Below are 14,500 nucleotides of genomic sequence, written 5' to 3'. Positions count from 1 at the left end.
CGTTTGCCTCGCTGGTGACGTGGACGATCTGCATCGCGAAAATGGTGGAGCTGTCGCTTGCGCGGCGCAATCTCGGCACGGCGCTGAGGGAGATCAGCGAATCGCGGTCGCTGGCGGAGGCGCAAATGGCGCTCGGCGCAAGGGACGGCGTGCTGGCGTCATTGCTGGCTTCGGCGATGCACGAGGCGCGGCTCTCGGCCGGCATTTCCAGCGACGCCGGCATCAAGGAGAGAGCGGCGTCGAGCTTCGCCGAAATCGTCCGCGCTGAATCCCGGCGGGTTCGGCTCGGCATGGGGCTGCTTGCGACCATCGGCGCGACATCGCCTTTCGTCGGCCTGTTCGGCACCGTGTGGGGCATCATGAACAGCTTCATCGGGATTTCGAAGGCGCAGACCACCAACCTCGCGGTGGTGGCGCCTGGCATCGCCGAAGCCCTGCTCGCGACTGCGCTGGGTCTCGTCGCGGCGATTCCGGCCGTCATCATTTACAATCACTTCGCACGGGTGACGAAAGGCTATATCGAACTCGTCAGCCGGGCGTCGGGATCGGCCGGCCGGTTGCTGTCGCGCGATCTGGACCGCACCCATGGCGGGGCCATCAGTTCGCGCGCGGCGGAGTAGATCAATGGGCGCATCGATTGCAGAAGGCGGCTTCGACGACGACGAGGATTACGCTGAAGCGCACGATATCAATGTCACGCCGTTCATCGACGTCATTCTGGTTCTTCTGATCATCTTCATGGTGGCCGCGCCGCTGTCGACCGTCGATCTTCCGGTCAACCTGCCGACGTCGAGCGCGACACCGCAGAAGAAGCCCGACAAGCCGACCTATGTCAGCATCAAGGCCGACCTTGCCGTCGCCATCGGCGAGACGATGGTCAAGCGGGTCGATCTGGTGCGGACGTTGGACAGCACGCCGAACATGACCAAGGACAGTTTCATCTTCCTGCGCGCGGATCGTGCGGTGCCTTACGGCGACCTGATGGACGTGCTGGAGATCCTGCGCGCGGGCGGCTTCACCAAAATCAAGCTGGTCGCGCTCGAGGGGGTTCCGGACGCCCAATCGGTTCCTGCCGCGGCTAACGCAAAGCCCTGAACCATGTCTGAGATCGTCGTAGAGCCAGCGCCGTCCCGCCGTCTTTGGGTTTTGTCAGCGGCCGCCGCGCTTGCCATCCACCTCGGCTGCGTGGCGCTGGCGGTAGCCCAGATGCAAACGGATGAGTCGGCCGAGGATCTTGGCGCGCCGGCGATCGAGATCGGACTCGATCTATCCTCGCCGCGCCGCGAGGCGACCGACCTTCCGCCCGGGCCAGACACCGACGCGTCGACGGCCTCGCCCGCGCTTGCCGAACAGAAGGCGGTCGAGAAGGAAACCGATCTGCCCAAGGACACGCCGACGGAGACCGATGATCCGGACCGGATCGTCACCGAGAACGAGTCAAAAAAGCCGGTCGAAGAGGACCCTGAGAAGGCGGAGAAGCAGACCTCGGCCTCGCAGGAATCGGCGGCTTCTGAAGCAACCGCGATGCCGAGCGTTGAAAACGCACAGGAATCGGAGCGTTCGGTGGCGCCGCAGCAAGGCACCGGCGCCAGCGCGCGCCGAATCCGGGCCACCTGGCAGAAAGAACTGGTCGCCCACCTCGACAAGCACAAGCGTTATCCGCCGGAGCACACCCAGAAGAACGCCAAGATTCTCATTAACTTCGTGCTCGATCGCCTCGGCCATGTCGTGTCGGTGAATATTGTGAAGGGATCGGGCGATCCCGTCTTCGACCAGGCCGCACTCGCCATGGTGCACCGCTCAGACCCTGTGCCCCCGCCGCCGCCGCTGATCGCGGACGAAGGATTGAGCTTTACGCTGCCGGTCGTCTTCAGGGTCAAGGGCAAGGGATGACACCGCCATCGCTGCCGTCGTTGTCACGGCCGGCCGGATAGAGAGGCGCGGCTGCCATCATTGCAGAAGAAAATACCGGATACCCACGTAAATCAGCGCGAGACAGATGAAGATCAGCGCAACCGGCAGACGCGGCCGAGCCTTCGTCGCGGAGGAATTGGCCGCTGGCAGCGGTTGCGGAGAGGGGCGCTTGAAGGCCATGACATTACTGGTGTCGACGATCGGATCTTTTGGCATCGACTTGATGTCCGGCGCCGTTCCGGTGCCGCCCATGTCCACGTAATAACTCTTATAAATCAGCTCGATGGTCGCCTCGCTCGCCTCCGCCTCCGCCATCGTTTCGGCAAGGCTCTTGTAGCTTGCGAGGAATGTCAGGGCTTCGGCGGGAAGTGACGAAGCGCCATTCAGCTTCACCATCATCTTCCAGGTCGCGAAGTCGGCGCGTGCCTTGGTGTCGGCACGTCTTGCAATCATCTTGTCCTGAGCTTTGATCAACTGACTACGCCTCTTGCAACGCTCTTCTATATATTGCCGGTGACCAGCAAAAGAAACTGTATCACATAACCGGTGACTGTTTTCACGATGGTGGAGATCACGTCAAGGTTGAGATCGAGCTGGCGGCCGAGCATCGGCGGCAGCAGGAGAATCCCGATGAGGATCAGCAGTCCGTAGGGTTCCAGACGGGAAAGCGGGGTCGCCAGGACTCTCGGCAGCAGGCCGACGGCGACGCGTCCGCCATCCAGCGGCGGGATCGGCAGCATGTTGAAGACCGCGAGAATGACGTTGATGATCAACGCGTTCTTCAGATTGTCGGCCATCCATTGGGCGCTGTTGCCGGGAACCAGGCCAAGCCCGTGAAATGCCGATGCCGCGACAAAAGCCAGCAGGATGTTGGTGGCGGGTCCGGCGAGCGCTACCCAGACCATGTCCATGCGGGGATGGTTCAGGTTACGGAAATTTACAGGCACCGGTTTGGCGTAACCGAACAGAAACGGCGCCTGCGTCAGCAACAGAATGCCCGGCAATATCACCGTTCCGAAGGGATCAATGTGCTTGAGCGGGTTAAAGCTGACGCGGCCGAGCTTCCAGGCGGTGTTGTCGCCAAGCCGGTGGGCGACGAATCCGTGAGCCGCCTCATGAAAGGTGATGGCGACAACGAGCGGCAGCACCCAGACCGACAGCGTGTAGAGTGAAATGCCGGACAAGCGACAGCCTCGTGCGGGTGCGACAGGACGAACCCTATCATAGGTCGCCGGGGCTATGACAGAGAGGTCAGAGCCGACCAGTGCAGCGATCCGGGTCGAGCGATGGCCTGTAACGCGACCGTGATGATTTCAGATCGAACCACTCATGTTGAAATCTTTGACCATATTGATCATTTCGAAGTCCCAACTTTCGTGCGGGCAACGGGTTGACGCGCGCCAACCGTGTCGTAAATAGAAGCGAAAAGCGGCCTTGTTGTTGCTCACAACCCGCAATCGAGCAGTCGCGTACCGATTTTTTACGACCTGCGCCTCCAATCGGTCCAGCAATGCCGTACCCACACCGATGCTCCGAAACTGCGGTCTGACCCACATGTCAGTAATCCAGTCGCGAATGGCGAGGCCAATCCCGACAATCTGTCCCTCCGTTTCAGCTACCCAACATCTGATCCACGGCCTATCAATAGGGACAGGGGGTATTTCTTCGAACAGATGACCGTACGTTTCAGCAACCACGTCCTCTACCAGTTTGATGATATCCTCGAGATCGCCGTCCTTGGCTTGTCTAATGGTGACTGGGTTGTGCTGACATCCATCATGCTCGGGCGGAATTTTCGCCACGTCTCTCTGCCTTCCAGTTCTGCGTTTCATTAATCGTACGCAGCTCTCTCAATGCCGGATCAGGAGAGATTAGCAAATTTGTGAACAGTAACTGGTTCAGACGCTCGCTTGCCGTCTTTGCCGGACAATGACGCAACCTTAGATCACGGCTCAAGCGTCTTTCAAATAGTAATTCGCCCGCTTGCCGAGCGCGATGCGACGCAGGACTCGCCGCATCGTCATCGAGGTTCGCAACGGGCGGACCGCCGTCGTCCCCGCGCGATAGAACGCCAGCTTGACGCCATCGAACGCGGGCTGCATGCCCGGCGGTTGCTGCGGCCAGCCGAGGCCGCGCAGCATCGAGTTGAAGAAGTGCAGGTCGTTGGCGCGGCGGACCTCGCGCGTTTTCCAGGTAATGGCCATCGAGATCGAGTGCGATCCCGCTGTTCGGACCCAATGTGGCCACTGGTAAGGCACAAAGCAGCCGTCGCCGCCGAACATATGGAATTCGATACCTCTCGGCGCGAAACTTTCATCATATTTCAGATTGCGGTGTTTCGTCATTGAACGCTCGATCTCGGCATCCGAGACGAGGCGGCGGTCCGTGTTGTCGTAAATCGTGAAAAACTTTTCGCCGTGGATCTGGACGAAGAAGTTGTCCTCGCTGTCGAGATGAAACGGCGTCGTCGAATTCGGTGATGAGACGAACAAAAAGCCCTCGATCTGTTCGAAGCCCGCCTCGCTCAAGCTGTTGAAGCCGCGCGCGCGCGCGACCGACAGCAATGCGTCCTCGATCAGGCGGCGATACTCCGGCGCATTTTCCACGCGTTTCAAGACCATCCAGGCGCCGGCGGTTTCGATCCGCCTCACCACTTCGACCGGGTCCAGGTCGACCGTAGGGATCGCATCGGGATCCTGGCTGATTGCGACCTGGCCGGAGTTGTACTCGATCAGGTCACGCGGCAGCTCGGCAGCCAATTGCGCGATGCGCGGCAGCGTCAACAGCGGATGGCCCGCGAGCCCGTGCCGGATCGCGAAGGGCTTGAGCGGGAATTCGCGTCGAAGCGCATCGTTGGCCGCGGCGATGACCGGCGCATGTTCGAAGGCGCTCATGCGTTCTTCTCCTGACGTTCCCGGAGAATGTGGACGGCGCGGCGTGCGTGTTCGCGCAGCAGCCGGCGCAGCGCGATCGCCGCTCTTGCGAGCGGAACCGTGGGATCGCCGCGGCGAAGCGGGATCAGCACGTCCCCGATCGCAAGCCGCCCGCGCCAGATCGGATCGATCATCGGATGACCCGGATTTGCGGTGGAATCCGCCAGCGTAATCGCGGGATCGGCGCAGAGATGGCGCGTGAGATCGAGCGTCAACTGCACGCCAGGTGAAAATTTCGCGAAACGCTCGTCGACGCCGAGCTTGAAATAGAATGCGCGGTCCTGGTGGCGCAGGACGATTCCCGCGGCCACAGGCGTCGGACCGGCGCTCAGGGTTACGACTTCGCACTGATTTCGCTTGGCAAGTGCCGGCACGGCGCGGCGGATGAAGGCTGCATCGCCGCGATGCTGGATCAATGCGGTCCCCCGCTGCGCCTTCCAGCCGCTGGCCTCCAGCGCGAGGAAGGTTTCAAGCGCTCGCGCGACGTCGGAGGTGGCGCGCGAGACCTGAAACGACACCTCGCCATGCTCTGCAAGACGGTTGCGCTGGCGCCGCAGTTCTTTGAGCTTCTTCACGCCTAACGATTCGCGCAGCAGTCCTTCCGCCTCGCGGGTGGCGTCAAGACAGGCGCGCACATGGCCATGCAGCCTATACGGTTTAATGCCGTCGTGTTCGAGGACTGCCATGAAGGCTCTCATGGCGGCGCCGTCGAGCGCGACGTTGCGCAGGATCAGCGCGCGTTGGCCGAGAGCACGCGCCTCGCATAGCAGCGCTGCTGCGGTTTGAACGGGGAGGCCGTGATCGAGCAGCGGCGTACAAAGCGTTCCGTAAGGATCGGCGCTGACGAGAAGGGGAAGCGGAATCCGGTAGGCTCGCCAGGCGGAAATAACCGGCATGAGGCCGACGAGGGTCTTAGCGCCTGATTGGCCAGATGAAAGATCCGAATACGCCGTTAGCGCCGACGCATTGGTTCGGTCGCGCGCCGTGGCGTCGAGCGGCAGCCCCCAATCGGCGAGATAATAGCCGTTGGGCTCGACAGCTCGGTCGGCAAGCGATCGCCAACGATCGGGATCGAGCGATGCAAGGGCGGCGGCTCCGCAGCGTATTGCGCTCGCAGACGAGCGCGCCGCAAACCCGCCCCTCGATGAGCGACGAACCGGAGCCCAGTTGGCAATATCGACCATGTACGCAATCCCCGTTCGCGATGGCCATGAGTGATGGGCGCCTAGCGCCCTCGGTGATGGCGGTGGAGTTTATTTGGAATATTCGAAAGAATGCGTTGGCCGTTACCCACGATTCTGGCCCAAGCATTAACGGTTGATTCACCTTGCTCGAGGCCGACGTTTGAGCTGATCACCGAATTCCTCCCGTCTTGGTGGCAATGCCGCCGGGGTCCGCAGTGGGCGCTGATCGAAAGCGCCTGCCTTTGCAGTCTTTTCTCTATGATCATCGGCCATCCTGCGATTTGCATCACGGGCAAATGCGAACGTGTAAATTTGCCGAAGCGGATGGAGAGGATATGGGCGATCGACCGGAGAAAGATTGAATTGACATGCGACACATGCGCGCGCCATGAACCACCGCCACTGGTGAAACGACAACGGTTGGAAGAGATTTGCGCGGAGCTGTTCCCATGACATTTTCAATGATTCGCTCGATCGTTCTCGGGACGATCTCCGCGCTGCTGGTGCTGACGGCGCTTCCGGCTGCTGCGGAAAACCGATTGGCGCTGGTGATCGGTCAGTCGGCCTATCGCGCGGTGACGCCGCTGCCAAATCCGGCCAACGACGCCAAGGCGATGAGCCAGATGCTCAGCGACGCTGGTTTCGAAGTGCTGTCAGCCTCCGATCTGTCGCAGACCGAAATGCGTGAGAAAGCGGGTGAATTCGCGGCAAAAATCGCGGAGAAGGGCCCCGATACCATCGCGCTGATCTTCTACGCCGGGCACGGCCTACAGGTCGATGGGGAGAACTTCCTGGTTCCGGTTGATCTCGATCCCAAGCGGGAAGCCGATATCCCGTTGCAGGCGGTTCGCCTGAACGACATCATGAATACGCTGACATCGGTTCCGAGTCGCATGCGCATCGTTCTTCTCGATGCGTGCCGCAATAACCCGTTCCCCGCGATCAACAAGACGGTGGGACATGGTCTCGCTATCGTCGATGCAAAGGTCGCCGCGCCCGGTACATTCCTGTCGTTCTCAACGTCGCCGGGCGCCGAGGCGGAAGATGGCACGGGCACCGACAGTCCTTACACGACGGCGTTGTTGTCCGTCGGCCGGCAGCCGGGACTATCGATAGAGGAAGCCTTCAAGCGTGTCCGCCTGGAAGTCAACAAGATGACCGATGGCCGCCAGACCCCGTGGGACAGTTCCTCGCTGACGGACGGTTTCCAGTTTTTTCCTGGAACAGCCGAAAGCGGCGCCGCGCCAGCTGCCGTTTCCCAGAGCAAGCGTACGGTCGCGGAATGGCGCCGTGAGCTGAAAGGCAAGACGGCTGAACAAGCGCACGAGCTGATTGTCGGTGACGGCAGCGACCAGGCCTATGAGGCGTTTATCGGCCTCTATGCCGGCTCGCCGCTCGATCTGGAGGCGCGGCAGTGGCTCGATCGTCACCGGCGTATGGCAGCCTGGAATAGAGCGGTCCTCGCCAATACGGCGGCCGGATATCGCGCCTTCCTCGCCGACTATCCCGATAGCGATCTGACGCCGACGGCACGCAAGCTCGAGGAGCGTCTGCGCAATCGGCCCGACAATCCGGCTGCGGCGGTTGCCGCCGCTACGCCAGGTCCGACCTGTCCTTGCAGCGCGCCGCCGCGGGAGCCAAAGAAGAAAGCCGAAACGCGGCCAAAGAAAAAGCAAGCCAAGCGGAATGTCGATGCACCTGTGCGCCGCAGCAGTCATCGGCCTACCCGTTATGTCGATGACGTGCCGCCACCACCCCCACCACCAAGCGTCGTGCCGCTGCCGATCCCCTCAATCGGCATTATTGGCGGGTTCGGCGGAGGAGGGTTCGGACGCGGCGGCTACGGCGGTTCCGGACGAGGTGGAGGTATGGGCGGCACGACCGGCCGATACTGAGAAGCGTATTCGGACACGCACCGAGCGGGATCGGCGACGGCCGATCCCGCTTCAACGTTTCCTCACAGCAACGATAGACCCGAACCATTGTCCGGCGCATCTCTTGCGTCTCAATCCTCTCACAGCGGCGAGCCGCTTGAAACCGAAAGGATCGGGCGTTTATGCTATTCGCCGTGGGGAGGAGTTCTGATGAAGGTTCTACGTGCATCCATGCTCATGGCGGTCCTGGTGTCGGGGCCGGCTTTCGCTCAGGCGCCGCATTTCAACATGCTTGCCGACAAGCCTGGAAAGACACCGGAGGAGATCGAAAAACAGAAAGCGATCGAAAGGGCTTACAAGGACTCGCTGAGAAAGATTCCCGATGCCGCGGTCGTCGACGATCCCTGGGGAGGCGTGCGAAACACAAGCCAGTCCAAAACCAGTTCCAAAAGCAAGCAGCCCTGACGACGCTCCTGTTTGCCAGATGACACGACATGGATGTCTGTTATATCGGCAGAGGCATGGCCCCATCGGCGTCCCGACCGGCCTTGTGGACCACGCCGCGTCGTCCTGCGATAGATTCCGGATGGTGCAGTCTGTCGCGCCGAAGCAGTTCGATGATCCCCAACCTTCAAAATCCGGGCCGAACGGCATTCGTTTTCCGCCGTTCGAGTCCGCAGCCTTCGAACGTGACCGGCACCCCAAACAACAACGTCACCTGAGCGGAATATGATCGCCCGGTGACGTTGTGTCTAGACTGGGCAGTGCAATCCCCCAGCCCCTTCTCTGTCTCCGTATCGCGGGAAAGGTTCAAACTGGATTTTGGTCTCGAACAGATGAAACTTTCTACATTCGAGCCCATAGCTGGATGAAAGCCACTGTGAAGCGATCCGGGCTGGCTACGAACCTCACGCGGCTCGGGCGCGGCTGCCGATTCGACCCCACGGAATATCAATCGGAAAGTTTTGATTAAGATTCGGCGCTCATTCTACGCAAGCCTGTTTTTGCGTACCGGGAGAAACATCATGCTGACCACTGAACCTGGTTTGGCCCGGAACTTCCTCAGTATTGCGTTAGGCGGCTTCGGCGTGCTCGTTGCGGTGCTGATTGGGGTAGCGTTGAGCTAAGACACCTGCAAGATATCCACGGTCGGCCGAGGGCAGCAGATTTTGTCCGGGTGCCACAGCTCAATCGACTGGAGCAACCGACGTGGGTAACAGCAGCGGGTTGGACAAGGGATTGATGGCCCTGATCCAGAACGTCTTGGGGACGCGCCATAATGCGCCCCCGCCTGAGCCCGAGCCGTCCGAAGATAACGCGCGCGCTTCCGAGGAGTCGCTCGGCGCTGAAACCTCGCCAGAGCCGGAGGCAGAGCGTCCGGGAGCCGAATCTGCCGCGCCGCTGCCGGACCAGCCGGAGAGCTATGACCGCCGCAAAACCGCGGACGAACTGGCGGGCATCATCTTGAAGGCGCTGCAAACGCTTGACGGCGCGCCGGCTCGTGGATTCGTGGTGACGGTCTACGGCGAGAACCCATGGAATGCGATGCTGATGATCAAGCCGGAAGCCGGGCCGATCGCCGATCCGAGCCTATGGCGCGCACGCGTTCGGGATATGGCTGCGCGGTTACGTCAGGACTTCGATCTGGCGGAGACGTAACGGCGAAGCGGAGCAGGGCAGCCTGTCAGGCTCGGGCGTCGTGATCCGGTTAAGGCCGCGACCAATAGCCGTCAATCGCGTGAGCCAGGAAAATGCCGGCGCTCATAATTCCAAAGACAGCGGTGATTGTTTCCAGCATCGTATTCATCCTGCTACCCAGCAGCCGCCAGAAAATGCAAATCGCGTTGCACAGTCAAAAAGATTCTGGCGGCGCGGCCGACTCCACTTCGTGCTGATGATTTCCGGCAACACCGCTTCTGGCGGACATTGTCTGCACCCGAGCCGGGGGGCTGCCGTCGAAGCCGAGGCGCGCAAGGTGGCCTCGGTCCGCCGATCGCATCAGACGTAGACGGCCATCGGATTGGGTTCGAGCCGGCTCGTCAGCGATGAGGGTGTTGTGAACGTTTCTTGCCGGCAATGGCTTATATGCCGAACGATTGGCCAAGAGCCCTTGCCAGGGAAAAGCCGGCCCGGGTCAAGGTGCCGTTATTGTAATTCGTATCCCACTGATTGATTGCGACCAGCACGATCGCGAGCACCAGAATCTTTTTCATCACGGTAGGCTGGCACCAGATTCTTAAGATCAAATTAGGAGAATTTCGGATTTTGCGATCGGATGATGCAAAAACGGCGGTGCCGGTGAGCATCCGTTCGGCGCCATGCAAGCGAATGATGGCCGGTGGACGATCAGGAACCTCACGGTGACCCGACCCGAACGGGAACGGTCCTCTCGATCCTCGCCTGCAACATCCTCCGCGCCATCAACGTCCCGAGCCGCAACTACCTGAAAAAGAAAAGGCCCAGGCAATGCCGGAGCCTCCAATCAGTTTGCATACAGCCTGTAAGAGGCGCCTTACTGTTACTTCGGGGGCTGCAGATCGTGAGAGTTGGTCCAGCCATCGATTTCGACGGCAGTCTGTGCAGCCTGCACTTTCTTGAGCATTTCATCGCGCTCGGGGCCGGGCGGAGTAATGTCGGCACTCGCTTGCATTGCCGTGATGAAGGCCGATAGACGGTCTTTAAGAGAGATGGATTGTTTGAAACGTCGCCGGTGCGACATGGCGCGTTCCTTTCCGTAAGAGGAAGGCGGGAGCGCAAACTGGCGTTCTCATCACCGATGAATGCCCGGGGCCGTGCGGTGATCATTCATGTAGACATGCTTAGATTTCGAGTTCTGCTCACTAGTGCACACAATGAGACCTCCTTTTGAAGTAGCTCGGCAGTATCGGCCGCACCCATAACTAGGACGCTCGCTTCGTCAGCTTAGGACACTGAGGCCGGAAACAAGCCGGTTACCCCAGCACGGTGCTGTCCTAATTAGGACACTCCAAGAGGCAAATTAGGACAGGGCAAATTCTTGCTGGACCTGCGGGCGGATATCGTCTTTTGGTTGCAAAACCTTTAGACGGACCGGATGCACGGTGGAACCAAATCTATTAGTGCGATTCTGCACCGCCGCCAGTTATGGGCCGGCGGTGAGACGATTTATGTATGCACCAAACTTGGCACCCTTAACGGAGGCGGACTGACTTTACGACAGGGAAGTAAAGAGCGCTTGAGACTTTACACCGCCGCCAAGTTTAAGGGCGATCACGTTAGCGCTGATATTATCGTGAAATCTTGTTTATCCGACCGTGTGCTGGACCGAATAGTTGATGATGTCGAGCATTATATGAGTAAGGGAATACCTTTACTCTGCGTGGTTCCTCATCCACCATTTGACGATTCGTCGGGCATCGGAGCATTTGGTCTTCGAAGGCCTAAGGTTACAAATACTCTACCCATCCAATATGCGGGCGAAATTGCCGTGCAGTTGGACGCTCAAGTGGACGATAAAATCGTTCAAAAAGCGCGGGTTGGCCGCACAAAATTAACGAAATTTCCGAGGTTTTTATGTCAGCCTTGCTTTGAAGGCGAAATTCGCCGTGATGTGGCCTATATACTAGTTGACGATGTGGTGACGACGGGTGGCACATTAGCCGCACTTCGGAGTTACATTATTGAGAACGGCGGCACTGTCGCCGGAATCACGGTCTTGGCTCACGGAAGCGGGCAAGATCGTGTGCTTGCGCTGTCGGCCACTAGCAGGCTGTTGAAGAAGTGTCCCGTCTGGCTTTCGGGATGGCTTAATCGCCGTTGTGATGAGATTTGGATTGAGCTGTCGAGCAGTTTGGCGTGGCCGTGGGACGGGGGGTCATGCTGGCACCGCCATGAGCTTCGGCAGTCGCACCAGATTGTAAGCGGCGGCTGCGAAGGTGAAGGCCCATTCGACGCGGTCGCGGCCGCGGAAGCGGGTCTTGTCCTGGCGGGCGACCGTCTTGATCCAGCCGAAGGCTTCCTCAATGCGCTTGCGGATACGCTGGCTGACGGCATAGCCGCTGTGCCGCGTCGTGCGTCCGTCGATCGCCGAGCTTCGGCCTCTCGTGTTCTGCGCCACGTGCGGCGTCACCTTCATCGCGCGCAACTCATTGACGAAGTCCTCCGTGTCATAGGCCTTATCAGCGCCAAGTGTGATGGCCAGGGGCCGGTCGGCGCGAGGTTCGATCATGTGCAACGCCGCCACCCGCTCGGCATGTCCGTCGGCCAGCGTCAGGCAGGCGTCGACCAACAGGCCGTGGCGGTTCTCCATCAGCCCATGACCCATGAAGCATAGCTTCGCCTCCTTGCCCTTGCCCTTCTTGTAGAGCCTTGCGTCCGGATCGGTGGTCGAGGCATGCGTGTCGTTAGTCCGCTTCTGGCCGTGGAAGTCGGCTTCGGCATTGCGCCCGACGCCGCCGGCCGGCGGCTCGCCAGAGCCGTCCTTCGGTTTGACGCTCTTCATCGAAGCCCAGGCCTCGATCAGCGTGCCGTCGACCGAGAAGTGATCTGTCGACAGCAGCTTCTTCACCTTGGGCTGGGCCAGCACCGCACTCAGGAATTTGGCCGCGATGTCGCCCTCAAGCAGCCGCTCGCGATTCTTCGAGAACACCGAATGGTCCCAGGCTGGATCGTCGACGCCGATGCCCACGAACCAGCGGAACAGAAGGTCGTATTCCAGCCGCTCCATAAGCAACCGCTCCGAGCGGATCGAGTAGAACGCCTGCAAGAGCATCGCCCTGAGCAACTTCTCGGGTGGGATCGACGGCCGCCCGAGTGGCGAGTACAGCGCCGCGAACTCCCGCTCCAAAGCGACAAGCCCTTCGTTCACCGTGACCCGGATGGCGCGAAGCGGGTGGTCGCGTCGAACCCGCGCCTCCAGATCAACGTAGCTGAACAGCTCGCCAGTCAGATTGTCACCACCGCGCACTCATCATCTCCAAATCGCTTCGGAGCAATAAATCATGCTCACAGCTCGGCCGCGACTGGCTTTTTCAACAGCCTGCTAGATGGCAAGAATTGCACGATCTGTACGGCGCGGAACTTGGAAGCTTCTGGGAAAGGGAAATCGGTCATGATGCGCGGTGCCTTACAGATACTGAAGGAGAAATCCTTGTCCGTTTCGGGCACCAAAGCCTCGAAGACCGGCCCGGGGTCCCCCTTCTTCAGTGCCTCAGAGATCGCCTCGCTGAGGCAGCAGCTAAGCATCAGTAGCAAAGAGGCGGTGCGGATAGCCAAGCGAAGCGGTGCGAAAGTTCACCCCAGAGTCGCTGCTATCAAAGCTAAAGCGAAGGAAAGGAGCCCCGTATAGGGGCTCTTTGTTTTTGATCTGGTTTAAACCTTTCCGCCGTCGATTACTGTGAAATTCCGCCTCACGCGGACGGGCCGGTTCGGCTCAATCGCCAGCGTGGCGTCCAGCAAATCCCCAATGGTCCAAACGCGATCCGAAACGCCAAGGGCAACGCTTGGCGTGGTCCGCAGAGCTTCATGGACGCGGCAGAGATTGTAATGGGTGACGTACAGGCTGACGGCTGCGGCGTGGTTCGCGAGCGTCTTTGAGAAGCAATTGGTGAGCCGCGCGAACCGCTTTTGCGTCATGCGGAGAGTCAGGTTCTGCCGTTCAACGTAAGACGTTGAAATGTGACTCGGAGCACCGCTTACTACATCACGCTCTACCGCTACTACCTCAGCCGGACTGTATCGCCGCGCAGCCTCTTTTACGGCAAGGTTCGTTACGCTGTACGTCTTTACGATCACGCCATGATGGGCGCGGCCATGGAAAGCGTCACGGATAGCATTCTTGTAGGGGTGGAAGCCGTCCGTGCTGATCTCCGGCGCACCGATCACACGCTCGCGCAAATCCTGAATGAATAGGTCCGTGTTTTCGCTATCGCGCTTGCCGGTACGGTAGCTGATGATCGCCTTAGCCGAGGCGGACATTCCGATGAACGTATACTGGTCGCCCTTGTGCGCGATCTCATGGCGCTGGACGCGCTTCTGCTTCTTGCCGACGTAGCCCCAAATTTCGTCAAGCTCCAAACGGCCAGCGCGAACGCCGACCATCATGCGGTCATGCAGTTCCGCGCAGCCGCGACCAACGCGAGCGCCCAGGCGCATGATGGTATCGCGATGAATGCCGGTCAGACGCTCAGTGGCGCGGATGCTCTGACCTTCGGTGAGGCAGGCGATGATCTGAATTTGCTGATCGCGGGAGAGAACGTTCATGACGGGCCCAATCCGTACTGAGGAAAGGGCTGCGACGGTTCTGGAAAATCCGCTCTCCAAAGCGTATATTCCAGTAGGTCGTTTTCTCTGGGGCCCGATCCCGGGGTTGATGATCAGGGGTCGTTACCGCTCCAACGGCGACGGCCCCACTGGTTTGATGGTGGAAGCGGTCAGATTCGAACTGACGGGACCCTGCGAGGGGTATGGACGCCCAAAGGTCCGGCGAGGGGTAAGCTCGCTGCAATAGGCCACTCTGCCACGCTTCCGCACACAAAAACGCCCTGCCAGCCGAAAGGCCGGTGGGGCGTTTTTGCTTGTGCATCTTGATGACCATGCCGCACGATAATGCTGCAGA

At 60.1% G+C, this 14,500-nt stretch carries 16 protein-coding genes and 1 tRNA gene; 6 read left to right on the top strand and 11 right to left on the bottom strand.

Annotated features, from left to right (window positions below; all coding sequences use genetic code 11):
- The 3 genes from exbB to NB311A_RS08610 form a co-directional block, all read left to right on the top strand.
- The coding region (exbB, locus tag NB311A_RS08620) for a tonB-system energizer ExbB (protein ID WP_009796321.1) at positions 1-620 on the top strand (620 nt) is incomplete at its 5' end.
- 4 nt (positions 621-624) lie between these two features.
- The gene (gene exbD / locus NB311A_RS08615) at positions 625-1,095 is read left to right on the top strand and encodes a TonB system transport protein ExbD (protein ID WP_009796322.1); all 471 of its coding nucleotides are present in this window, start codon (positions 625-627) and stop codon (positions 1,093-1,095) included.
- A 3-nt stretch (positions 1,096-1,098) separates the two neighbouring features.
- Positions 1,099-1,893 (top strand): energy transducer TonB, encoded by a 795-nt coding sequence (locus NB311A_RS08610; RefSeq protein WP_009796922.1) that lies wholly within the window; start codon positions 1,099-1,101, stop codon positions 1,891-1,893.
- 57 nt (positions 1,894-1,950) lie between these two features.
- Here the strand turns inward: NB311A_RS08610 and NB311A_RS08605 are convergent, their stop codons facing one another.
- The 5 genes from NB311A_RS08605 to NB311A_RS08585 form a co-directional block, all read right to left on the bottom strand.
- On the bottom strand, positions 1,951-2,388 hold the full coding sequence (locus NB311A_RS08605) for a hypothetical protein (protein WP_009798134.1): 438 nt from the start codon (positions 2,386-2,388) through the stop codon (positions 1,951-1,953).
- A 26-nt stretch (positions 2,389-2,414) separates the two neighbouring features.
- Positions 2,415-3,098, bottom strand: coding sequence for a site-2 protease family protein (locus tag NB311A_RS08600; protein ID WP_009798133.1), 684 nt, complete (start codon positions 3,096-3,098; stop codon positions 2,415-2,417).
- A 129-nt stretch (positions 3,099-3,227) separates the two neighbouring features.
- Complete coding sequence (locus NB311A_RS19705) at positions 3,228-3,716, bottom strand: GNAT family N-acetyltransferase (protein ID WP_165475245.1); 489 nt, start codon at positions 3,714-3,716, stop codon at positions 3,228-3,230.
- A 150-nt stretch (positions 3,717-3,866) separates the two neighbouring features.
- Entirely contained in the window at positions 3,867-4,808 is a 942-nt protein-coding gene (locus NB311A_RS08590) for a JmjC domain-containing protein (protein ID WP_009798131.1), read from the bottom strand.
- Positions 4,805-6,031: a GNAT family N-acetyltransferase gene (locus tag NB311A_RS08585; protein ID WP_009798130.1), complete on the bottom strand. Its 1,227-nt coding sequence runs from the start codon at positions 6,029-6,031 to the stop codon at positions 4,805-4,807. Before NB311A_RS08585 ends, NB311A_RS08590 begins: the two co-directional genes overlap by 4 nt.
- A gap of 449 nt (positions 6,032-6,480) precedes the next feature.
- On the opposite strand from NB311A_RS08585, the gene NB311A_RS08580 reads away from it, so the two are divergent.
- The 3 genes from NB311A_RS08580 to NB311A_RS08570 all read left to right on the top strand — a co-directional run bounded on the left by NB311A_RS08580 (position 6,481) and on the right by NB311A_RS08570 (position 9,564).
- Positions 6,481-7,926, top strand: coding sequence for a caspase family protein (locus NB311A_RS08580; RefSeq protein ID WP_116394742.1), 1,446 nt, complete (start codon positions 6,481-6,483; stop codon positions 7,924-7,926).
- 189 nt (positions 7,927-8,115) lie between these two features.
- On the top strand, positions 8,116-8,370 hold the full coding sequence (locus NB311A_RS08575; RefSeq protein WP_040674524.1) for a hypothetical protein: 255 nt from the start codon (positions 8,116-8,118) through the stop codon (positions 8,368-8,370).
- Between the two features lie 744 nt (positions 8,371-9,114).
- Positions 9,115-9,564: a hypothetical protein gene (locus NB311A_RS08570; protein ID WP_245256971.1), complete on the top strand. Its 450-nt coding sequence runs from the start codon at positions 9,115-9,117 to the stop codon at positions 9,562-9,564.
- A 422-nt stretch (positions 9,565-9,986) separates the two neighbouring features.
- Here the strand turns inward: NB311A_RS08570 and NB311A_RS22910 are convergent, their stop codons facing one another.
- The 6 genes from NB311A_RS22910 to NB311A_RS21930 form a co-directional block, all read right to left on the bottom strand.
- Complete coding sequence (locus NB311A_RS22910; protein ID WP_256365412.1) at positions 9,987-10,118, bottom strand: hypothetical protein; 132 nt, start codon at positions 10,116-10,118, stop codon at positions 9,987-9,989.
- Positions 10,119-10,423: 305 nt separating this feature from the next.
- Positions 10,424-10,624: a hypothetical protein gene (locus tag NB311A_RS08565; RefSeq protein ID WP_009798123.1), complete on the bottom strand. Its 201-nt coding sequence runs from the start codon at positions 10,622-10,624 to the stop codon at positions 10,424-10,426.
- 1,134 nt (positions 10,625-11,758) lie between these two features.
- The gene (locus NB311A_RS08560; protein ID WP_009797950.1) at positions 11,759-12,850 is read right to left on the bottom strand and encodes an IS5-like element ISNisp7 family transposase; all 1,092 of its coding nucleotides are present in this window, start codon (positions 12,848-12,850) and stop codon (positions 11,759-11,761) included.
- Between the two features lie 38 nt (positions 12,851-12,888).
- Complete coding sequence (locus NB311A_RS08555) at positions 12,889-13,158, bottom strand: hypothetical protein (RefSeq protein WP_131522896.1); 270 nt, start codon at positions 13,156-13,158, stop codon at positions 12,889-12,891.
- A 96-nt stretch (positions 13,159-13,254) separates the two neighbouring features.
- Positions 13,255-14,145 (bottom strand): transposase, encoded by an 891-nt coding sequence (locus tag NB311A_RS08550; RefSeq protein WP_009798121.1) that lies wholly within the window; start codon positions 14,143-14,145, stop codon positions 13,255-13,257.
- Between the two features lie 158 nt (positions 14,146-14,303).
- Positions 14,304-14,411 (bottom strand) — tRNA-Val (locus NB311A_RS21930).
- Between the last annotated feature and the right edge of the window lie 89 nt (positions 14,412-14,500).

Origin of the sequence: Nitrobacter sp. Nb-311A (genome assembly GCF_000152905.1) — a bacterium.
GTDB lineage: Bacteria > Pseudomonadota > Alphaproteobacteria > Rhizobiales > Xanthobacteraceae > Nitrobacter.
Note: the sequence above shows the minus strand (reverse complement) of the source record. Positions and strands in the feature narration are given on the sequence as shown.